General features: G+C 33.3%; 20 protein-coding genes. 15 read left to right on the top strand and 5 right to left on the bottom strand.

Annotated elements, in window-relative coordinates; genetic code table 11:
• Positions 1-299 precede the first annotated feature (299 nt).
• Together BR52_RS06280 and BR52_RS06270 are read left to right on the top strand one after the other, a co-directional pair.
• The gene (locus tag BR52_RS06280) at positions 300-785 is read left to right on the top strand and encodes a DUF2247 family protein (protein WP_034570449.1); all 486 of its coding nucleotides are present in this window, start codon (positions 300-302) and stop codon (positions 783-785) included.
• A 247-nt stretch (positions 786-1032) separates the two neighbouring features.
• Positions 1033-1266, top strand: coding sequence for a hypothetical protein (locus tag BR52_RS06270; protein WP_034570443.1), 234 nt, complete (start codon positions 1033-1035; stop codon positions 1264-1266).
• Positions 1267-1498: 232 nt separating this feature from the next.
• Here the strand turns inward: BR52_RS06270 and BR52_RS06260 are convergent, their stop codons facing one another.
• Both BR52_RS06260 and BR52_RS06255 read right to left on the bottom strand, forming a co-directional pair.
• Positions 1499-2548 carry a sensor histidine kinase gene (locus BR52_RS06260; protein ID WP_034570438.1) on the bottom strand — a complete coding sequence of 350 codons (1050 nt, stop codon included), beginning with the start codon at positions 2546-2548 and terminating at the stop codon, positions 1499-1501.
• 12 nt (positions 2549-2560) lie between these two features.
• Positions 2561-3235: a response regulator transcription factor gene (locus tag BR52_RS06255; protein ID WP_034570435.1), complete on the bottom strand. Its 675-nt coding sequence runs from the start codon at positions 3233-3235 to the stop codon at positions 2561-2563.
• A gap of 216 nt (positions 3236-3451) precedes the next feature.
• Here BR52_RS06255 and BR52_RS06250 point away from each other — a divergent pair, with 216 nt between their 5' ends.
• The 6 genes from BR52_RS06250 to BR52_RS06225 all read left to right on the top strand — a co-directional run bounded on the left by BR52_RS06250 (position 3452) and on the right by BR52_RS06225 (position 12219).
• Positions 3452-4219 carry an ABC transporter ATP-binding protein gene (locus BR52_RS06250; protein WP_034570432.1) on the top strand — a complete coding sequence of 256 codons (768 nt, stop codon included), beginning with the start codon at positions 3452-3454 and terminating at the stop codon, positions 4217-4219.
• On the top strand, positions 4206-6212 hold the full coding sequence (locus BR52_RS06245; protein ID WP_034570430.1) for an ABC transporter permease: 2007 nt from the start codon (positions 4206-4208) through the stop codon (positions 6210-6212). The genes BR52_RS06250 and BR52_RS06245 overlap by 14 nt, the downstream gene beginning before the upstream one ends.
• A 412-nt stretch (positions 6213-6624) precedes the next feature.
• The gene (locus BR52_RS06240; RefSeq protein WP_034570427.1) at positions 6625-8313 is read left to right on the top strand and encodes a peptide ABC transporter substrate-binding protein; all 1689 of its coding nucleotides are present in this window, start codon (positions 6625-6627) and stop codon (positions 8311-8313) included.
• A 219-nt stretch (positions 8314-8532) separates the two neighbouring features.
• The gene (locus BR52_RS06235; RefSeq protein WP_034570424.1) at positions 8533-10212 is read left to right on the top strand and encodes a peptide ABC transporter substrate-binding protein; all 1680 of its coding nucleotides are present in this window, start codon (positions 8533-8535) and stop codon (positions 10210-10212) included.
• A 141-nt stretch (positions 10213-10353) separates the two neighbouring features.
• A complete protein-coding gene (locus BR52_RS06230) occupies positions 10354-11439 on the top strand; it encodes a M42 family metallopeptidase (RefSeq protein ID WP_034570422.1) in 1086 nt (361 codons plus the stop codon).
• 18 nt (positions 11440-11457) lie between these two features.
• Positions 11458-12219 carry a DUF975 family protein gene (locus tag BR52_RS06225; RefSeq protein ID WP_034570419.1) on the top strand — a complete coding sequence of 254 codons (762 nt, stop codon included), beginning with the start codon at positions 11458-11460 and terminating at the stop codon, positions 12217-12219.
• Positions 12220-12292: 73 nt separating this feature from the next.
• Here the strand turns inward: BR52_RS06225 and BR52_RS06220 are convergent, their stop codons facing one another.
• Positions 12293-12790, bottom strand: a complete 498-nt coding sequence (locus tag BR52_RS06220) for a hypothetical protein (protein ID WP_034570416.1) — start codon at positions 12788-12790, stop codon at positions 12293-12295.
• A 226-nt stretch (positions 12791-13016) separates the two neighbouring features.
• Between BR52_RS06220 and hemG the strand changes: the two genes are divergently transcribed.
• The 3 genes from hemG (at position 13017) to lplA (ending at position 16321) form a co-directional block, all read left to right on the top strand.
• A complete protein-coding gene (hemG, locus tag BR52_RS06215) occupies positions 13017-14420 on the top strand; it encodes a protoporphyrinogen oxidase (protein ID WP_034570415.1) in 1404 nt (467 codons plus the stop codon).
• Positions 14421-14546: 126 nt separating this feature from the next.
• A complete protein-coding gene (locus BR52_RS06210) occupies positions 14547-15293 on the top strand; it encodes an MBL fold metallo-hydrolase (protein WP_034570413.1) in 747 nt (248 codons plus the stop codon).
• Between the two features lie 20 nt (positions 15294-15313).
• Positions 15314-16321: a lipoate--protein ligase gene (gene lplA / locus BR52_RS06205; RefSeq protein WP_034570410.1), complete on the top strand. Its 1008-nt coding sequence runs from the start codon at positions 15314-15316 to the stop codon at positions 16319-16321.
• A gap of 29 nt (positions 16322-16350) precedes the next feature.
• Here lplA and trpS read toward each other — a convergent pair whose 3' ends face one another.
• A complete protein-coding gene (gene trpS, locus BR52_RS06200; protein WP_034570407.1) occupies positions 16351-17355 on the bottom strand; it encodes a tryptophan--tRNA ligase in 1005 nt (334 codons plus the stop codon).
• A gap of 96 nt (positions 17356-17451) precedes the next feature.
• Entirely contained in the window at positions 17452-17805 is a 354-nt protein-coding gene (locus BR52_RS06195; protein WP_236707190.1) for a DUF3899 domain-containing protein, read from the bottom strand.
• 267 nt (positions 17806-18072) lie between these two features.
• Between BR52_RS06195 and opp3b the strand changes: the two genes are divergently transcribed.
• Genes opp3b through BR52_RS06175 form a run of 4 tightly spaced genes read left to right on the top strand, consistent with a single transcriptional unit; the run spans position 18073 to position 22139 of the window.
• Positions 18073-19017 (top strand): oligopeptide ABC transporter permease, encoded by a 945-nt coding sequence (gene opp3b / locus BR52_RS06190; RefSeq protein ID WP_034570404.1) that lies wholly within the window; start codon positions 18073-18075, stop codon positions 19015-19017.
• A complete protein-coding gene (gene opp3C, locus BR52_RS06185) occupies positions 19017-20063 on the top strand; it encodes an oligopeptide ABC transporter permease (RefSeq protein ID WP_034570402.1) in 1047 nt (348 codons plus the stop codon). The genes opp3b and opp3C overlap by 1 nt, the downstream gene beginning before the upstream one ends.
• A 14-nt stretch (positions 20064-20077) precedes the next feature.
• Positions 20078-21205 carry an ABC transporter ATP-binding protein gene (locus BR52_RS06180; RefSeq protein WP_034570399.1) on the top strand — a complete coding sequence of 376 codons (1128 nt, stop codon included), beginning with the start codon at positions 20078-20080 and terminating at the stop codon, positions 21203-21205.
• Positions 21198-22139 (top strand): ABC transporter ATP-binding protein, encoded by a 942-nt coding sequence (locus tag BR52_RS06175; protein ID WP_034570396.1) that lies wholly within the window; start codon positions 21198-21200, stop codon positions 22137-22139. The genes BR52_RS06180 and BR52_RS06175 overlap by 8 nt, the downstream gene beginning before the upstream one ends.
• Positions 22140-22308: the final 169 nt, after the last annotated feature.

The following is a 22308-nucleotide window of genomic DNA, read 5'->3' as shown; positions in this document are numbered from 1 at the left end:
GGGGAACGGATTCAAAAGGAAAACTAGTTATAGAAAAGGAGTTTCCACAAGTTGCAAAAGAACACGGATTTCCTGATATTATTGATAATTATCCAACATCTGCAAACGAGTATCCTTTAGTTGGAGGAGATGGTATTGATAGGAAGTTCTTTCAACTTGAAGGCAGTAACAATGGTAAGAAGGGCGTTTTTGAGTGGATTGTTGAGCCTAATGGAGATATAAGTCATAGAAGATTTATTGAAGGTGGCTTGTTAACTGGAAAACCAAATCAAATACCTAAAAAATAAGAGGTGAGAAAAATGGAACTAATTGACTTAAGAAAAAAGCAAATATGGTATGACTGGAAAACTATCTATGTTGGAATTATTCAAAAATTTTTTGAGTTCAAAGTAATTTCCGATTATGCAGTAGAATTAATGGAAAAAGGAGAAGAAGATGATTTTATTACTGAATTAGCTTGGGGAGTGGATTCTAATGATATTCAACAAGTGTTGTTTGAATTAAAAAATCACTACTTTCCTGACCTAGAAGAGGATAGTAGCGATTATGAAATAGAAGAACAAAAACTTAGATTTGTTTCTCTTTCTGAATTAAATGAAACTGTTACAGATACTGATGATTTATTAAAAAAGATGGCTGAATTTTATGGAAATAATGGTTACCCAGAAGATATGGTCGAATTTATAAACTATATGCCTCAAGAAGTTCCTACTTCAAAAGAGGATTTGATAAATAGATTTCATTATTTTTTAAATTCAGAAGAAAATAAAGTAAAAGAAAAATAAAGAGGCACTTTACTATCTGATTGGAGCTGGATAGTAAACCATGACTAGTAAGCATGAATTCACTAATCAAGTTGCTAATAGCTAGCAAAAAACTAGCTGTATTTATTGTACAAAATTTATTATTGGAAAAGAAGCGATTTAGTTTTATCGTTTCTTTTTCTATATTTAAAATATTAGTTACCTGCCCCGAGAAAGCCAGTGGGGCTGATATCTTAAAGAGTCCTATCAAAAATATAAAAATGAGTTAATGAAAGATAACATACTTGAAAACTCAAAACTTATTATATCGGGTTCTGATTTAAAAGACAGTAAAGCTGTTTCTGAATTTACAAAGATGGAAATTGACGATAATCCTGATAGGAAAGACAGATGTAAATTTTATATTTATAGTGAATTAGGACTAATTGAGCAACTTGTAATAAATCTTATTCTATTATCTGAAGATAAAAAAGAAGAAATTGCATTAAATAGTAGTAATTAAATAAAAAAAGACTCTTAAGGAAGAGAAATTTCTTAAGAGTCTTTTGTTTTTAAACTATTGAGTTTATTTTTACGTACTTTATTTATAGATTTGTTCATATAGTCGTTAATTATTTTTGTATAGAGGAATTCTGTGGATGCTGGGTAATAAGCATTGTCACTTCTAAAAAGAAAAATTTTTAGTAAAAATATTACATTTAGCTTACCTTTTACTAGTTCATCAATTGAATGATTCACAAAAAAACTTTATCCTTATCTTCATTAAAATAAGTTAAAAAAGGAAATAAAATTTTAAAAGTAGTGCCTTCGTTCACTTTAGATTCAACAATGATTTGATGTCCAAGTTTTTCCCCAAGGTTTTTCGCTAAATACAAGCCTAGCCCTGTTGAATGGTGGTTTGTATCATTTCGCCCATTATGACCAGTAAAGCCCTTATCAAAAATACGTCGCTGATCTTCTAAGGGAATCCCAATCCCTGTATCTGTTAAATCAAGCCACACGCCTAAATGGTTTTTACGGATAGCAAAAGTAATTTTCCCACCAGGTAAAGTATACTTTAAAGCATTTGAAAGCAATTGCTCTAAAATAAAGCTCAGCCATTTTTCATCCGTTAGAATTTTTTGATCCTCACCAGTAAAATCAAAAGTGAGCTGTTTTTGGATAAAGTAAGGAGCATTGTTTTTAATAATGCCATTAACAATAGTCCTTAGGGAATATTCTTGAATCAAATAGTCTCGTGAAAATGAATCTAAGCGTGAATAATATAAAACTTGTTCCACATAGTGGTTCATTTTTTTCAGTTCATCTTCTAATTGATAGAATTTTTTTTCAGGAAGTTCATCTTCTAGCGATTCAATAATCAATTTTGTTCCAGCTAAAGGGACTTTGATTTCATGAACCCAGCTGTCAATAAAATCTTTTTGCTCTTGTTGATTTTGAGCAAGCGTTCCTAATTGCTTTTGATGTAAAATCAAAAGATCATTGATATAACTTTGGATAAAACGCTGTTCTTCGTTTAAAGCAGCATCAAGTGGAGTTAAGAGGCCATCTTCTCCTGCATCTTGGCGTTCTTCAATTTCTTGGTACCATTTTGAATGGTAAATGTAGAGCCCAAGTAATAAAAATAGGAAGAAAACGGTTAAGAGTAAGGTAACATAGACAACGTTGCCAAGATCAAAGGTTTGGTTGGGATCGAGAAATAGAATAAGATTCAAAATAATCAAACACACAATCCAAAAGCCAATCAAAATCCACTGATCTTTAATAAATTTTAAACCATTCATAGATAAGCTCCTTTAGGGAATAATATAACCTTGCCCAACTTTTGTTTCAATATAGCCAACAGCACCAGCTTGTTCGATTTTTTTCCTTAAACGATTAATATTTACCGTCAGGGTATTGTCATCGACATAACGTTCATCATCCCAAAGGCCACGTAAGAGTTTTTCACGACTAATAATTTTCCCATGATTTTTCATTAATAGATGAAGCAATTTGTATTCATTTTTACTTAAGTCGATATGCTGTTCGCCAACAGTTGCAGATCCATCTTTTAAATTTAAAATCACATTATTGTGTTGAATAGCATCAATGGCCTGATCTGCATAGTTATAAGTTCTTCGCAAAATTGCGTTGATTTTTGCAGTTAACACTTCAATAGAAAAGGGTTTGTTGACAAAATCATCCCCTCCCATATTCATCGCCATGACCATATCCATATTTGTATTGCGACTTGAAATAAATAAAATAGGTGCTTTTGAAATCTCTCTAATTTTTTGACACCAATAAAAACCGTCGTAGACAGGTAAGTTGATATCAAGCAATACTAAATGAGGTTTTTCAGCAATAAAGTTATTTAGTGTCTCAGTAAAATCAGTCGTCGTAAATGTCTCGAAATTCCATTTTTGTAACGTGTCGGAAATCGTGTCACGAATTGTTTCGTCATCTTCAACAATCATAATTTTAAACATTAGGCAATTCCTCTTTTCTATAATTGGATTCCATCATTACTTATGTTAAACAAATTCCCCAATTCATGCAACTATCTTTACCGAAACTTCGTAAAATATTAAGAAGCTAAAAATCACGTTACAAAACTGTTCGTATATATAGAAGGAAAATCTCTTTAAATTCTAAAGTTTAATTGCTACACTGATAGATGAATAGAAGAAAAGAGGGTGGTTTAGATGAGACCAATTTTAGAAGTGAATCAATTAAAAAAAACATATGGAAAAAAAGGAACATTATATACAGCACTTGAAAATATAAGCTTCGAGATTGAAAAAGGAGAGTTTGTTGGAATTATGGGTCCAAGTGGTGCAGGCAAAACGACTCTTTTAAATATTTTGTCAACGATAGATAAGCCAACCAATGGACAAGTAAAGATTGGAGGCAAAGAGATTACGTCAATGAAAGATAACGAGCTAAGTCATTTTAGAAGGCATGAATTAGGCTTTATTTTTCAGGATTTCAACTTATTGAATTCATTAAATGCAGGGGAAAATATTCTTTTGCCACTTGCTTTAGATCGCAAAAAAATTGATTTTATGGAAGAGCGACTGGCTCGAGTGGCCAATATTTTAGGGATTTCAGATATTCTGGAAAAATACCCTTCCGAAATTTCGATTGGACAAAAGCAACGAATTTCAGCGGGTAGGGCGATGATTACGAACCCTCAGTTAATCTTTGCCGACGAACCAACAGGAGCGCTAGACTCAAAATCTGCTACTGAATTGCTGCAATATTTGGCTGAAATTAACTTGAAAGAGGATGCGACAATTTTAATGGTCACCCACGATGCCTTTTCAGCGAGTTATTGCAACCGAATTTTATTTATCAAAGATGGCGTTTTATTTGCAGAAATTATTCGCAATGGAACAAGAAAAGAATTTTTTCAAAAAATTATAGACATGCAAGCAACCATTGGTGGAGGAGTGAGTCATGACTTATATTAAACTGGCAATGAAAAATGTCAAAACACAGTTTAGAGATTATTATGTGTACATGCTGTCTATGTCCTTTTCAATTATGGTTTATTTTACCTTTATTTCTCTATCATTTAGTGACGATGTGGTTAAAATTACCAAGGAAAGTGTGAAAATCTCAGCAACTTTACAAGCTACCAGTATTTTGATTCTTGCTTTTGTTGTGCTATTTATGTTTTATGCAAATGCTTTTTTTATTCGAAAAAGAAAAAAAGAGATAGGCTTATACAATATTTTAGGCATGAAAAAAAGTGAGCTAGGCATTCTTTTTTTCTTAGAAAATTTAATTTTAGGTATGATTGCTTTGTTTATTGGAATTTTACTAGGGCAGTTGCTTTCAAAACTCTTTGCAATGATTCTTTTAAGTGCGATGCGCATTCAAGGTGTAGCACATTTTAGGTTATCGCTCCATGCAGTCAATCAAACAGTGCTTGTTTTTTTATTCATTTTTCTATTTCTATCCGTACAAAATGCTTCCCTTGTTTACCGCTATAAATTAGTTGATTTATTTAAAGCTACTGGTTCAGGCAATCGTTTGCCAAAAAATTCTGTTTCCTCAAGTTTTTTAGGATTATTAGGAATTCTTTTAATGGGTGCAGGATATTACATTGCCTTAAACATTGGGGATTTTATCGGTTTAGCTGAGAATTCGAGTGTTCAATGGTTATTAGCTTTATTATTAATTATTTTGTTTTTTGAAATTTTAGGAACCTATCTTTTTTTTAATAGCTTTTTGGCCTTTTTGATTCGATTACGCAAAAAAAATCGTGGAACTTACTATAAAGGAATGAATTTAATTACAACAAGTGAGCTTCTTTTCCGTTTTAAAAAGAATGCGATTAGTTTATCAACCATTGCGATTTTAAGTGCAGTAACTTTAAGCGCCGTTGGTGGAGCGGGTGCAGTCTATACATTTTCTATTAGACAAATTGCAGCAACGGCTAGTTTTGATTTTAATTATGAAAGTAGCGATACTAAAATCAATCAAACCTTCAAAGAAACATTAAAGAAATACCCTGAATTTCCAATTAAAGATTCTGTTACTTCAACTTATAAGGTAATAGAAGGAACTTATATTCATTTTATAAATCATAAAAAAGTGACAGAATATTTTAATTTAATGAAAGAATCTGATTATAATCAAACTGTAAAAAAATCAAACTATGGAAAACCAATTGAATTAAAGAACAATCAAAGTGTTGTTTATTTAATAAGAGATTATTTTCCAGCACTGTTTAACGATCCAATAGGAACCGAGATTGCCATTAAGCAACTCGGAAAATCACTAGAAGTTCAAGAAATTAGAGGGAACATTCCTTACAATCAATTTGCAACAAGTGGTGATATTTTAGTAATCAAAGATGACGTTTTCAAACAAGTAATAGAACCGATTACTACTTATCAAAAAACAGGTATCAACATTGAGAACTATAAAGAGAGTGGCAAATTAGCAACTGAAATGGATAAAAATTTAAATGATGAAAAAATGGTCTTTTTACCAGTAAAAGATAATAATATTTATCAACAACCAAGAACTTTATATAGTTCCAAATATTGGGTGGAACAGGACTTAAACGCTTCAATGGGCTTTATGATGTATATTTCCGTGTTTTTAGGCCTTGTTTTTATGATTGCTACAGGAAGCATCATTATGTTAAAGCAATTAGCAGAGGCGGAAGAAGAAATAGAAAACTACCTGATTTTGAAAAAAATTGGTGTTACGTATCAAGAAATTAAACGATCGATTTACAAACAAACAGCATTTGTATTTTTATTACCAATTGTAATTGCGAGTATTCACACCTATTTTGCAATTAAAATGATGTCAATTATCTTAAATAACAACTGGATATATACACTGCTAATTTGTGGAAGTTTTATCTTTATTTACTTTATTTTTTATCTATTTACTGCCAGAGCTTACAATCGAATTGTTAATAGACGAATGACTGCTAAACTATAAAGATAGAAAAGGAGGGTAGAAATTTCAATTCTATCCCCCTTTTTTATGTAAAAAAGAATAAAAAGACATAATATTTTTGTTATTAAATAAATCAAATGAAAAGTAGCTAGATTCAGTGTTAAAGCTTTAAAAAAGGGAGAAAGGCTCTAGTTTGATTCAGTTATAATTGTCACTTCAAATTCTCATTTTTTTAAATGTTAGGTTAAATTAATTTTAGTTAAAAAATTAAAATAAAGTGAAAAACGCTATTAATTAAGTCATTTATAAGCTTTAAGCTTGAAGTGAACGCATACATTGAATCGAAAAATTCAGATAATTTAAATTTAAATGTTGATAATATTAAATTAAGATGATAATATAGTGACAAGAAGTTAATTTGTTATTTAAAGTATTACAAATCGGAGGAATGAATATGAAAAAAAGAAATGTAGTAGGTCTATTAGGAATTGCTTTAACATCAACATTAGTTTTAGCAGCCTGTGGCGGTGGAAGTAGTTCAGATAGTGGAAGCAAATCTTCCTCTGATAAAGGGTCATCAAAAGTGGCTGATAAACAAACTTTGAATTTAATTGAAAGTGCTGAAATTCCTACAATGGATACAGTAATGAATACAGATGCAGTTGGTTCTGTTGTAATGAACAACGTTTTTGAAGGACTGTATCGCCAAGATCTTAAAAATAATAATGAGTTAGCAATGGCTGCAGAAGAGCCTAAAGTGAGTGAAGACGGCTTAACTTATACCTTTAAAATTAGAGAAGATGCAAACTGGTCAAACGGTGATCCTGTAACTTCAGGTGACTTCGTTTATGCGTGGCAACGTCTTGTTGATCCTGCAACAGCAGCACCATATAGCTACATGATGGATGGCGTAATTGCAAATGCAACAGAGATTATTGCAGGTGAAAAACCAGCAACTGATTTAGGCGTTAAGGCAATTGACGATAAAACATTAGAAGTAAAACTAGCTTCAGAAGTACCATACTTCAAAGGCTTGTTAGGATTATCAATGTATTACCCACAAAACGAGAAGTTTGCTAAAGAAAAAGGCGAATCTTATGCTAAAAATAGTGACAATCTTGTTTATAATGGTCCATTTACATTAACAAAATGGGATGGAACTGGTTTAAACTGGGTATACAAAAAGAATGACACTTATTGGGACAAAAAAGCTGTTAAGCTTGATTCAATCAATGTCGACGTTGTAAAAGAAACGTCAACTGCATTGAATTTATATGACAATGATTCTATTGATAGAATGCTTCTGTCTGGCGATTACGCACAACAAAGACAAGATGATGCAGATTTAAAGAAACTTCCAACTTCATCTGTGTTCTGGTTTAAATTCAACCAAAAACGTTCGGATAAAGAAACACCTTTAGCAAATGAAAACATCCGTAAAGCGATTGCAATGTCTTATGACAAGAAAGCATATGCGGATACTGTGTTACAAAATGGTTCAGTTCCAGCTAACGGAATGGTTCCAGAAGGACTTGCAAAAGATCCTAAGAATGACAAAGATTTCCGTAAAGAAAATGGCAACTTGCTAGAATACAATAAAAAACAAGCAAAAGAGTATTGGGAAAAAGGTTTGAAAGAACTTGGCGTAGACAAATTAGAGCTTGAAATTCTTTCAGATGATACTGAAAATGCGAAAAAATCTTCAGAGTTTATGCAAGGTCAAATGGAAGCAAACCTTCCTAACCTAAAAATCAAATTAAAAAATGTTCCATTTAAGGTTCGCCTTGACTTAAATGACAAACAAGACTATGACATCCAAGTAGCAGGTTGGGGTGCAGATTTCGCCGATCCAATCAACTTCCTTGAGTTATTCCAAACAGAAAACGGAAATAACAAATCAGGTTTCTCAAATGCAGAATACGATGCATTACTTGAAAAAATCCAAACAACAAGTCTTTCTGACCCAGAAAAACGTTGGGATGAAATGTTAAAAGCTGAAAAAATCTTGATGGATACTGCAGGTATTGCACCAATTTATCAACGTTACAATTCAGTATTACAAAAACCATATGTTAAAGATATCGGAGTTCACTTAGTTGGAGCTGATTACACTTACAAATGGGCATACGTTGAAAGTCATTAAGAAATCTAAGAAGCAAGTGAGAATTCAATCTCACTTGCTTTTTTTTGATTTTCAAACATTACATTCTTCATTAATTAAGGTTTGATTAACAGGGATGAGAGCTTAATTAGAAACAAGCATGTAACAATTGCTAGCCTTATAATAAGATGATAAAATCGGTTTTGTTAGCTTATAAAAATTTAATCTTAACTTAATAAGGTTGAAATTGGAGGTCTAGAAATGAAAAAAGGTAAAGTAATGGGGATTTTAGGAGTTGCTCTAGCTTCAACTGTCATTTTGGCAGCATGTGGTGGAGGAAGTTCTGATAAAAGTGATAACGCATCAAACGATAGCGGCAAGATGGCAAAAAAACAAGAATTAAATTTAATTGAAACAGCAGAAATTCCAACAATGGATTCTGTAATGAACACAGATGCGGTAGGTTCAACCGTTATGAACAATGTGTTTGAAGGACTTTATCGTAAAGATTTGAAAAATAACATTGTTTTAGGAATGGCAAAAGAAGAACCACAAATTAGCGAAGATGGTTTAACCTATACCTTTAAAATCAGAGACGATGCAAATTGGTCAAATGGCGATCCTGTAACAGCAAATGATTTTGTGTTTGCATGGAGACGTGTAGTAGATCCTAATACAGCAGCACAATTTTCTTACATGATGTCAGGAATTGTTGAAAATGCTACTGAAATTACAAAAGGTGAAAAACCAGCAACAGATTTAGGTGTCAAAGCGCTTGATGATAAAACCTTTGAAGTAAAATTAGCAGCAGAAGTTCCTTACTTTAAAGATTTATTATGTTTAACCATGTTTATGCCACAAAATGAGAAATATGTGACTGAGCAAGGCGATTCATTTGCTAAAAACAGTGAAAAATTAGTTTATAATGGGCCTTTCCAATTAACCGAATGGGACGGAACTGGTTTAAGCTGGGTTTACAAAAAGAACGACACTTATTGGGATAAAAAAGAAGTGAAACTAGATACGATCAAAGTAGACGTCGTAAAAGAAATGTCAACTGCGTTGAATTTATATGATTCAGATGATATCGATATGATGAAATTAACAGGGGAGTATGTTCAAACTAAAGAAGGCGATCCTGATTTGAAAAACATTCCAACTTCATCTGTGTTCTACTTTAAATACAATCAAAAACGTAATGGTAGTGATACTCCATTAGCCAATGAAAATATCCGTAAAGCTATTTCAATGGCATTTGATAAACAATCTTATTCAGATACTATCTTAAAAAATGGTTCAATTCCAGCTGATGGTTTTGTTCCAGAAGGTTTAGCAAAAGATCCTAAAAACGGTAAAGACTTCCGTAAAGAAAATGGCAACATATTGAAATACAATAAAAAAGAAGCAGCCGCTGCATGGAAAAAAGGCTTGAAAGAACTTGGAGTTGATAAGGTTGAGTTAGAATTACTTTCTGACGATACTGAAAATGCAAAACGTTCATTAGAGTTTATGCAAGGTCAATTAGAAGAAAACTTACCAGGCTTAACAGTGAAATTGAAAAATGTTCCATTTAAAGTTCGTATCGATTTAAATAATAAAATGGACTATGATATTCAAGTAGCTGGTTGGAGTGCTGATTTCTCTGATCCTGTTAGCTTCTTAGATTTATTTACAACAGATAACAGCAATAACCGTTCAAATTTCTCAAATGCGAAGTACGACGAATTGTTGGAAAATGTTAAAACAACGAGCCTTTCTGACCCAGAAAAACGTTGGGATGAAATGCGCGAAGCTGAAAAAGAACTGTTGAAAACAGCCGGAATTGGGCCTATCTATCAACGTTACAATGCAGTTTTAGAAAAACCATTTGTTAAAGATGTGGGAATGCAATTAGTAGGTCCTGAATATTCATACAAATGGGCTTATGTAACAAGCCATTAATTGTGAGGAAAAACTTGTACTCGTTAACGGGTACAAGTTTTTTTTAGCTATAAAATTCATGTTGTTATAAAAAGGAATGGTTTTAGTTTTTTCATAAAAAGTGATATAATAAAGCTTAGAATTGAAAGGAGGTCTTTTAAAATGGAAGAAAAGGAATTGCAATTATTAAAAGATTTAACAGATGCAAAAGGGGTTCCAGGAAATGAAGGAGCCGTTCGTAATGTTTTCGTTAATTATGCTGAAAAATATGCTGATAAAATTAACTTTGACGGTTTAGGTAGTGTGATTGCTAAAAAAGTCGGAGATGCATCTGGCCCGAAAATACTATTTGCAGGTCACCTAGATGAAGTTGGTTTTATGGTTACAGGAATAACTGAAGAAGGCTTCCTTAAGTTTCAAACCTTAGGTGGTTGGTGGTCGCAAGTAATGTTAGCGCAACAAGTTGAAATTACAACTGGCAAAAATAAAACAATACATGGCGTAATTGGTTGTAAACCACCCCATGTGCTAACTGCTGAAGTACGCAATAAAGCTTATGAGATTGCCGATATGTTTATTGATATCGGTGCAACAAGTAAAGAAGAAGTTCTGAACTGGGGAGTTAAACCAGGAGACATGGTCACACCTTACATCGAATTTAAACGTTTGAATGACTCTAAGTTTTTATTAGCAAAAGCTTGGGATAATCGAATTGGTTTAGCAGTGACACTAAGAATTTTAGAAAACTTAAAAGCATCATCACATCCAAATATTGCTTTTGGAGCAGGAAATGTTCAAGAAGAAGTTGGTTTGCGTGGTGCAAAAACGGCTACTCATATGGTTGATCCAGATATTGCTTTTGCATTAGATACTGGAACAGCCGGAGACACTCCTGGAATGACATCTAAAGAAGCGGATTCTAAATTAGGTAAAGGGCCACAAATTATTATTTACGATGCGTCAATGGTCGCTCATAAAGGTTTACGTGATTTTGTCGTAGGTGTAGCTGAAGAATTAGAAATTCCTTTCCAATATACAGTGATTGCTGGTGGGGGAACAGATGCAGGAAGTCAACATGTGAGTAAAAATGGGATTCCAGCCTTAGCGATTACAGTGGCAACACGCTATTTACATTCTCATACTTCAGTTATTCATGAAGACGATTATTTAAATACAGTGAAACTAATGACAGAAGTCATTAAACGCTTGGACAGTGAAACAGTTAAGAAAATTAAATTTGGTTCTTAAAAAGAAAGGATGATGAAAATGACAAGTGCTGATTTTCGAAAAGCAGCAAGAACAACGCTTAAAGGTCAATGGGGTACCTTTGCTCTCTTAACATTGTTATCAGGTTTAATCAATTATTTTATTACAGCCATTTTAGGAGCTCTTTTCCATGACAATTCAACCATTATTTGGTTATCTGGAATATTCCTAACCTTTGCATTTTCTTATGGGTTATATATTGCAGCCCTCAGAACAGTTCGAGGAGAAAAAGCAGAAGTATCCATGTTGTTCAATGTTTTTAGCGAAGGTCGTTATGTACCGATGCTATTGATTAATATCGTTTCTAAAGTAGTTAGTTTTATTATTAGTTTTATTATCTTTATTCCAGCAATTAGCGTTGTAGGGATTGGTGCAGTGATTGCCTTGGTATTTACGAGTGGAACAGGCGTTTCAATGTCACAAGATGCTGTAGCTACAGGTGGTATTGGAGCTTTACTTGGATTAACTACTATTTTGACGCTGATTGCTTTAGGTTTCTCACTAATTATTGGAGCGTATTTCCAAATAGCAGTCCAAGCTCGTTACGATTTTCCGCAATTAGGTTTTGGTGATTTATTCAAATATGTAAATCAGTTGCTTAAAGGTAAAATTTGGTCGTTGTTTGTTTTACAATTATCATTTATCGGATGGTATTTGATTAGTATGGTAGGATTATTTATTCCATTACTTTGGGTATTCCCATATAATCAAGTAGCAATTACAGAATTTTATGTTGTAGCAAAAAGTGAGTTAAACAAGTAGATAAAAAGAAGCCTTAAGCATTATTTTTGCTTAAGGCTTTTTATAAATAATTGCGTGTCGATTTTAAACTAAATTATCTAATGTAAAATACATCTGCATAGGTTATTTCAGAAGATTGACTTTGATGATCGGCTACATAAGGAAGCAACGGTTGAAAATCAATCGATTTTTCAAACTTATGAAAATCATCAGTAGATTGCCAAAAAGTCATAATCAAATACGCCATTTTACGCTCTGATTTTAATAAATACAAACAATCTAATTCTGGGTGGTTAGTTAAAGTGGCTTTTAATTTATCAAATTGCAACAAAAAGCTTTTTTCATCTTCTGGTAATAACCCAATATGCTGTAGGACAGCCATTCCAATTGGGGGCTTTTCTTGATATTGATAGCGATTAATATAACCAAAAGGTGCATTAAAGATAGAATTGCCATTACTTTCATCCATTAGTAAATAAGTACCTGAAGAATCTGCACGTTGCATTAGTGTCATCGTACGTTCAGGATGGTCGTGTAGATACGTTCTTAGATAGGGATGTGTACCGGTTGTGGTATAAACATACATACTCATAATTTACCTCCATAATAGTCAGTTGTGATTACATCTCTAAGTATACACTGCTTTGTGAAAGAAGTGTATTGAAATCTGCTAGAAATGCAAGAGAAATAATATTAATAAAAATTATAAAAATAAGCACTTTAATTATATGTAAAAAAGTACTTAAAGATGGTTTCCTTTTTCACTGAAAACAAGTAAAATAAAGGTACTTTGGAAGCATAATGGAGGTTGGGCGAAAATGGAGAGAGCTAAAAAAAGAATTGCAATTATCGGTGGGGGAATCACAGGGTTAACAGCAGCATACCGAATTGAACAAGAAATTCAAAAATACAACTTACCATTTGAACTGATTTTATTAGAAGGTTCAACAAGAATCGGCGGAAAAATACATACTATTAAAGTAAAAGACCGTTACATCGATACGGGAGCAGAATCCATTGATGTTCGGTACCCTGATGCACTGAATTTAATTAAAGAGTTGGGGATTGAAAATTGGTTGATTTTTAGTCAAGGAAATAAGCCAGATGTCTATTTTTACAATCAGTTACATTGCTTAGACTACCCAACTTATAAAGGCATTCCAATTAGAAGACAAGATATTTGGAAAAACCATATTTTAACGTTTCATGGAAAGGTTGCAAGTTACAAGGACTTTTTTCAACCCAAAATAACATTAGAACAAGATGTTTCAGTTAGTACATTTTTAAGAAAAAGATTAGGAGAAGAGCAAGTTGAACATGTTGTAGAACCCTTTTTTTCTAAAATTTATGCAGGTGATTTAGATGAAATGGGAATTATTAGTTCAAATGAATCCATCTATAAAATTCACCAAAAATACCGTAGTTTATCAAAAGGACTGGCTAAGCATCCTGAACTTTTAGATGGTGATGGCAATTATGCAACATTTGACAATGGATTGTCAGTGTTAACAGAAAATCTTGAAGAACGATTAAAATGTCACATTCAATTTAGCAAAAAAGTATTTGAAATTAAAAAAAGTGTTGGTGGAACATATATTTTAGATATTAATAGAAAAGAACAGATGCGGGTTGGGGCGATTATTGTAGCAACTACTGCAACTGAATACCGCCACCTTTTTAAAAATACGGAGCTAACAGAATTTTTCAATGAGATTGTGACAGCATCAATTGGATTTATTTTATTGAGTTTTCCAAAGGGAGCTATTAAAAATCAACCCTCTGGTTTTGGTTTTGTTACCCCACGCAGAGATGCCTCTCACATAACGTCAGCGGTCTTATTGGATAAAAAATGGCCAGTGCTAAATCCAACAGAAGAAACGCTTGTGGGTGTTAATTTTGGACGACGCGGGGAAGACTCACTGGTTTCACTAAGCAATCAAGAAGTCGAAAAATATATTTTAGAAGATTTACAGAAAATACTTGGAATTGAGACCCCACCAAATTATCATGTGGTTTCTAGATGGCCGAATGCGATTCCTCAATATACGACACAACATGATGAAAGGAAAGCCAAAGTCATCCAATTATTGGAAAAGGATTTTCCTGGTATCTACATTGGGGGTAATGGTTTTGGTGGCTTTGGTATTAATCAATGTGTTGAGCAAGCGAATGGGATAAGTGAGAGCGTGATTGCATTTATGAAAAAACAAAATTGTATTTAATTTGGAATTTTTAATTTAAATATGAAAAGAAAGATCGTTCTTTTTAATAAAAAAAGTCATTTTCATTTATCTTTTAAGAGGTGTGGTGTATGGTAATTATGAAGAGTTTGAAAGGAGATAATAAATATGAAAGTAACAGTTTTAGGATTTTGGGGCGGCTATCCCTTCAAAAACGAAGGAACAAGTGCTTATCTAGTTGAGTCTGAGGGGTATCATTTATTAGTAGATGCTGGAAGTGCCTCCTTGATTGCCTTGGAACAGCATATTGATCCTTTGGAATTAGATGCGGTGATTTTATCTCATTATCATCATGACCATATTGCAGATATCGGTGTATTGCAATTTTTAAGACAACTGAAACGTAAAAATCATGGAGAAGATCGAGCACCTATTTTACCGATTTATGCTCATACTGAAAATGCTCAAGGATTTAGTGCCTTAACTTTAGAGCGAGTTTCAGAAGGCATTGCCTATGAAGAACATCATAAAACGTATGTTGGGCCATTTGAGATTACCTTTATGAGAACTCTGCACCCGGTTCCTTGTTTTGCAATGCGAATTGAAGAAGTGAAGACTGGAAAAGTTTTGGTTTATACAGCAGATTCAGGTTATTTAGCAGATTTTATTCCTTTTTCTAAGGGAGCAGATGTATTATTGGCGGATACGAATTTCTTTGAAGGAATGGAAAATCACCGAGTGCATATGACTTCAGTCGAAGTGGCTCGTATTGCTAAAGAAGCAAAAGTCTCTAAACTAGTCTTGACACATTTGCCTCAAACGGGAGATTTAGAATTGTTAAAAGCAGAAGCAATCAACCACGTAGAGAATACAGAAGTTTTATTGGCAAAAAAAGATTTAATAATAGAATTATAAGAAAAAGGAGCAATTTATTTATGTATTTTGTAGACAACAACGAGGTTACAGATCCGCGAATTAATTTAGCAATTGAAACATTTTTATTAAAAGAAATGAAGTTAGATGAACCTATTTTACTTTTTTACATTAATGAGCCATCGATTATTATTGGGCGTAATCAAAATACAATTGAAGAAATCAACACACAGTATGTTGAAGAAAATAACATTCATGTTGTGCGTCGTTTATCAGGTGGTGGAGCTGTTTATCACGATTTTGGCAATCTATCCTTTAGTTTTATTATGCCGGATGATGGCAATTCTTTCCGAGACTTTGGGAAATTTACAAAGCCAGTGATTGCTTCCTTGCATCAAATGGGTGTTGAGGGGGCTGAATTAAAAGGTCGTAATGATTTAGTGATTGATGACAAGAAATTTTCAGGAAATGCGATGTATGCGACAAGTGGTAGAATGTTTGCGCATGGAACAATTATGTTTGACAGTGATATTGAAGCTGTTGTAGGTGCTTTAAAAGTACGAAAAGATAAAATTGAATCAAAGGGAATCAAATCAATCAGAAGTCGTGTTACGAATATCAAACCTTTTTTAAGTGATGAATATCAATACATTTCAACAAAAGAATTTAGAAATCAGTTGTTGTTGAGTATTTTTGACGTAACAGAGCGTAGCCAAGTAAAAGAATATCATCTAACGGAAGCGGACTGGAATCGAATCCATGAAATTTCAAACGACTATTATGGGAACTGGGATTGGAATTATGGGAAATCGCCTAAATTTGAATTAAATCGTCGCCAACGTTTTCCAATTGGATCAGTTGAGTTTAAGATGAATGTTGAAAATGGATTTTTAAAAGAAGTAAGAATCTTTGGTGATTTTTTTGGTCTAGGTGAAATCTCGGATGTCGAAAAAATACTAGAAAATGTAAAATATGAACGAAGCGCAATCAATGATGTCTTAGATAAAGTAGATATTAAACGTTACTTTGGGAATATTGAAAAAGAAGATTTATTAAATTTAATCTATTAAAAAAAGAGAAGCTTTAGCTTCTCTTTTTTTTAACGTTTTTTTCTTCCTAAGCCAACACTATTTATCATCTTAGTAAGAGTCTTATTTGCGACTTTATTAGCTTCAATAGCACCAGTGTCTAAAATTTGGTCCAACTCATCTGAATGAAGCAGTTCACGATAACGAACTTGGATAGGCTCCATAACATTAATCACAGCATCCGCTAATTCATCTTTAAATGTACCGTAACCAACACCTTGATAACGAGCAACAAGCTCGTCAATCGATTCCCCAGAAAAAGAAGAATAGATTGTTAATAAATTCGAAATACCTGGTTTATTTGCAACATCAAACTCAATCACGCCACTTGAATCTGTTACTGCACTTTTTAATTTTTTTCGAATAGCTGCCGGTTCATCTAACATTGAGATAAATCCCTTTTGATTATCATCTGATTTACTCATTTTGTTAGTGGGTTCTTGCAAACTCATGATTCGTCCACCAGCTTTTGGAATCAAAGCGTCAGGTAGTGTTAAAATAGGTGCACCATTGCTGTAACGATTATTAAATCGTTCTACAAAGTCGCGAGTTAGTTCTAAGTGTTGTTTTTGGTCTTCTCCAACAGGAACTAAATTTGATTGATATAAAACAATATCAGCTACCATTAAAGGTGGGTAAGTAAGGAGACCGGCACTAACACCTACACGATTATTTTTAGCCGATTTATCTTTAAACTGAGTCATTCGTTCTAACTCACCAACGGTTGTATTGCACTGGACAATCCATGCTGCCTGTGTATGAGCTGGTACTTCAGATTGAATAAAGATAGTTGATTTAGTCGGATCAAGTCCAATTGCTAAATATAATGCTGCTAATCCTTTTGTTTGTTCACGTAATTTTAAACGGTCTTGTGGAACGGTAATCGCGTGTTCATCAACGATACAATAGTAACAGTTATAGTTATCCTGTAACTGAATAAATTGTTTCATCGCTCCAATATAGTTTCCGATAGTAGGAACACCACTTGGTTGAATACCAGAAAAAATTGTTTCCATAAATAAAAACTCCTTTGAATAAAAATATGCTTGTAATAAGTTCACAAATTAAATTTTGTTGCTCATATAAGCGTTACTCTGATTATACGCTATATTTCATAAATAGTAACCTAAAAGTGCGAATAAGCTGATGACTAATAAGGCAGCTCCTGAGATTAAAAAGGTCTTAAAACCAGTTCCTACTGATTTAGAAAGAGGTGTTACTTCTAATTTTTCTTCTTTTCTTTTGACAATATGAAGACTTTTTTTCATGCTATAATTAAAAAAATCGAAAACGCCAGAAGAAAGAGTCAACCAAAGTAAAGCAAAAATCAATAAAATACCAGCAATAAAAAAGAGACTGTTTGACGTTTCTAAGAGACTGAGTGATTGCCTAGTAACAAGTTGCCAAACAATACTTGCAATCAATGACAAAATGATTAAAATTAAGGATTTATTTTTCATATTCATGTTTTTTATTTCCTCCTAATAGGAAAATCTACTTTATTTAATTTACCCTAAAATTTCTTTTAAAACAATATAATGACTTCAAAAAAATATATATTAGTAAAAACACATGAAAATAAAGCTTTTTGTCACTGTTTTTTAATAAAGTGAAAAAAAAAAAGGAAAAATAGCAAAAAACTTTTGCAATATTCCCTTTGACAAGCTATTCTATATAGTATATTCTTTTTTTAAGAATACGATTAAAATTATGAGTTGGAGGTGCTTGAATCGATGAAAAACTACGCAAAATTTTTAGGAACTAGAATATTCTACATGTTTTTGACATTATTCCTAATCGCATCGATTACATTCTTTTTGATGAAGCTTTTACCAGGTACACCATACAGTAACCAGGAGAAACTATCAGAAGAACAAATTTATATTATGAATGAAAAGTATGGCTTGAATAAACCAATGGCAGAACAATATTGGATTTATATTACCGGATTATTAAGAGGAAATTTGGGCGTATCATTCCAATTTAATAATACACCAGTAACAACGTTACTATCTTCTCGTGTGGGACCGTCCTTACAGTTAGGATTCCAGGCGATTATCCTCGGGACACTACTTGGAATTATTCTAGGAGTAATCGGGGCAATGAACCAAAATACATGGATTGATACATCCGCTACCTTTATGGCGATTTTAGGTCGATCGATTCCAAACTTCGTGTTTGCAGTATTGCTACAATTAGTGTTTGGGGTATACTTAAAGTGGTTCCCAATTGCGATGTGGAAAGATGGCTTTGCTTCATCAGTCCTTCCAACTATAGCCTTAGCAATTTCTCCATTAGCTGATTCAGCTCGTTTTATTAGAACTGAAATGGTTGATGTTTTAAGTAGTGATTATATTGAATTAGCACGTGCAAAAGGGTTGAGTCGTTGGACAGTAGCCTTCAAACACGGTGTTCGTAATGCATTGATCCCATTAGTTACACTATTAGGACCATTAGCAGTTGGACTAATGACTGGTTCATTAGTTGTTGAAAATATTTTCTCAATCCCTGGTATTGGGGAACAATTTGTAAAATCAATTATGACAAATGATTACCCAACGATTATGGGGGTAACAATTCTATTTTCTGCAATGTTAGTAGGAGTAATCTTACTTGTAGATATTTTATATGGAATTATTGATCCACGTATTCGTGTAACTGCAGGAGGGGATAATTAATGACTAGTCAACAAAATGAATTAAAACAAGAATTGAACAACCTAACCCCTGACAGCTTTCAACCAGCATTAGATTCTGGTTTAGCAGATAAAGAAAAGATTGCAGCTCCATCCCTGAATTTCTTTCAAGATTCATGGAGACGATTGAAAAAAAATAAAGCAGCGGTTGTCTGTTTGTTTATCTTATTATTTATTATCGCAGCATGTGCATCTGCAAAACTGATTTCACCACATGATCCAAATAAACAAACAGTTGCTTATTCAAACTTGCCACCAAGAATTCCAGGGATTAACATCAATGGGTTAAATGGAACGGCAAAAGTTGGCGATAAACGTGTGGATAAATATGCACAAAGAAATGTTCCTAAAGATGTTAATTACTTCTTTGGTACAGATGGCTTAGGTCGTGATTTGTTCTCACGTATTTTAGCAGGGACAAGCGTTTCTTTATTGATTGCCTTTATTGCAGCCTTGTTTGATTTAACTATTGGGGTAACTTATGGACTGATTTCGGGTATGAAGGGCGGACGTGTCGATAATGTGATGCAACGTTTCTTAGAGATCCTTTCTGGAATTCCTAATTTAGTAGTAGTTATTTTAATGTTATTGATTTTAGAACCAGGAATTATGTCAATTGTTTTAGCATTGGCAATCACAGGGTGGATTTCAATGGCTCGTGTTGTACGTGCTCAAACATTAAAATTAAAGAACCAAGAATACATTTTAGCTGCCCGTACTTTAGGAGAATCTTCTTTTAAAATAGCTATAAAACACTTAATTCCAAACTTATCTGGGGTAATCATTATTCAAACAATGTTTACCATTCCAGCGGCTATTTTCTTTGAAGCATTCTTAAGCTTTATCGGAATAGGAATTCCAGCACCACAAGCATCATTAGGTACACTTTTAAGTGATGGATATAAGACATTCCGTTTCTTACCACATTTAATGTGGTATCCAGCAGCCGTTATCTGTATCTTAATGATTTCATTTAACTTATTAGCTGATGGTTTACGTGATGCATTTGATCCAAAAATGAAAGATTAGCGGGGTAGATACGGATGAGTAATATATTAGAAGTAAAAGATTTGAATATCACATTCGACACCTTTGCTGGTACAGTACAAGCAATTCGTGGTGTCAGTTTCGATCTTAAAAAAGGCGAAACATTAGCAATCGTTGGTGAATCTGGTTCTGGTAAATCAGTAACGAGTAGAAGTATCATGCGTTTGCTTGCTAAAAATGCGAACATTGAAAAAGGCGAGATTTTATTTAATGGTAAAGACCTTGTGAAAACTTCTGAAAAAGAAATGCAAGGAATTCGTGGGAAAGAAATTGCAATGATTTTCCAAGATCCAATGACGTCTTTAAATCCAACGATGTCAATTGGCAAACAAATAGCTGAACCTATTATTAAGCATCAAAAATTAAGCAAAAAAGAAGCGTTAGAGCGTGCTTTAGAATTATTAAAATTAGTAGGATTACCTGAACCAGAAAAAAGAATGAAGCAGTATCCACATCAATTTTCAGGTGGGCAACGTCAAAGAATCGTGATTGCGATTGCTTTAGCGTGTAATCCAGAAGTACTGATTGCTGATGAACCAACAACAGCTCTTGATGTTACAATTCAAGCGCAAATTTTAGATTTAATGAAGCAATTGCAACAAAAAATTGCGACATCGATTATTTTTATCACCCATGATTTAGGTGTAGTTGCTAACGTTGCAGATCGTGTAGCGGTTATGTATGCTGGTAAAATTGTTGAAGTAGGAACAGTTGATGAGATTTTCTACAATCCGCAACATCCTTATACATGGGGATTAATCAGCTCGATGCCAACTCTTGAAACAGAAGGTGGCGGAAATCTGTATGCTATTCCAGGTACACCGCCTGATTTATTAGATCCGCCGACAGGGGACGCATTTGCACCTCGTAATGAATTTGCAATGAAAATCGATACAGAATTGGAACCACCTTTCTTTAAAGTATCAGATACTCATTATGCAGCAACTTGGTTGTTACATCCAGATGCACCGGCGGTAACGCCTCCTGCTGAAATAAGAGCACGTCAAGAAATCTACAAAAATGAGCAACACGTAACATCTGCTGAGATGAAAGCAACAACAGAAGCAACATTTGAACCAATTGATGATGCTGATGCTGGCAAGGGGGTTGACCTAAATGACTAATCAAGAAAAGATTTTACAGGTAAAAGGTTTAAAACAATATTTTAATGAAGGTCAACAAAATGAAGTTCAAGCTGTTAACGATATTTCTTTTGATGTTTTTAAAGGTGAAACATTTGGTTTAGTAGGAGAATCTGGTTGTGGAAAATCAACAACAGGACGTGCGATTATTCGCTTATATGAGCCTACTGCTGGTGAAATTATTTTCCAAGATACTGAAGTTCATGATATCAAAGGCAAAAAAGATATGCTTCAATTTAGACGAGAAATGCAAATGATTTATCAAGATCCATATGCTTCTTTGAATCCTAAAATGAAAGTTCGTGACATTATCGCTGAAGGAATTGATATTCATGGTTTAGCAGCATCAACAGCTGATCGTAATAATCAAGTAGATGAGCTGTTAAAAACTGTTGGATTGAATCCAGATCATTCCACTCGTTATCCTCATGAGTTCTCAGGCGGACAGAGACAACGTATAGGAATTGCTCGCGCATTAGCTGTTCAACCAGAATTTATCATTTGTGATGAACCCATTTCTGCGCTAGATGTTTCGATTCAAGCGCAAGTTGTGAATTTATTAATGAAGTTACAAAAAGAAAAAGGGTTAACGTATTTATTTATTGCCCATGATCTTTCAATGGTAAAATATATTAGCGATCGTATTGGTGTCATGTATTATGGGAAATTAGTGGAATTAGCTCCTGCTGAGCAAGTATACAATGCACCTTTGCATCCTTATACTGAAAGCTTACTATCAGCTGTACCTCTTCCTGACCCAAATTATGAACGTAATCGTATTCGTATTCCATACACTCCAAAAGCACCAACAGGAGCAGAAGAAAAATTACGCGAAATTACACCAGGTCATTTTGTATACTGTACAGAAGCAGACATCCCTGCTTTACAAGCAAAAGCTGCAAGCTATAAAAGTTAATAAAAAGAGTCAAAAATTGATTGCTAATTTTTGACTCTTTTTTTAAGGAAATTTTATAGTTAATATTAATTATTTAATTGTAATTATTATAAACGTTCAATTATAATTCAAATCGTTGTTATATCAAGGATGAAAATGATCGAAATGTGAACGAAAAAGATATAGGATA

Origin of the sequence: Carnobacterium divergens DSM 20623 (genome assembly GCF_000744255.1) — a bacterium.
GTDB classification, from domain to species: domain Bacteria; phylum Bacillota; class Bacilli; order Lactobacillales; family Carnobacteriaceae; genus Carnobacterium; species Carnobacterium divergens.
The sequence above is the reverse complement of the archived record's forward strand: the minus strand, read 5'-3'. Positions and strand labels throughout refer to the sequence as shown.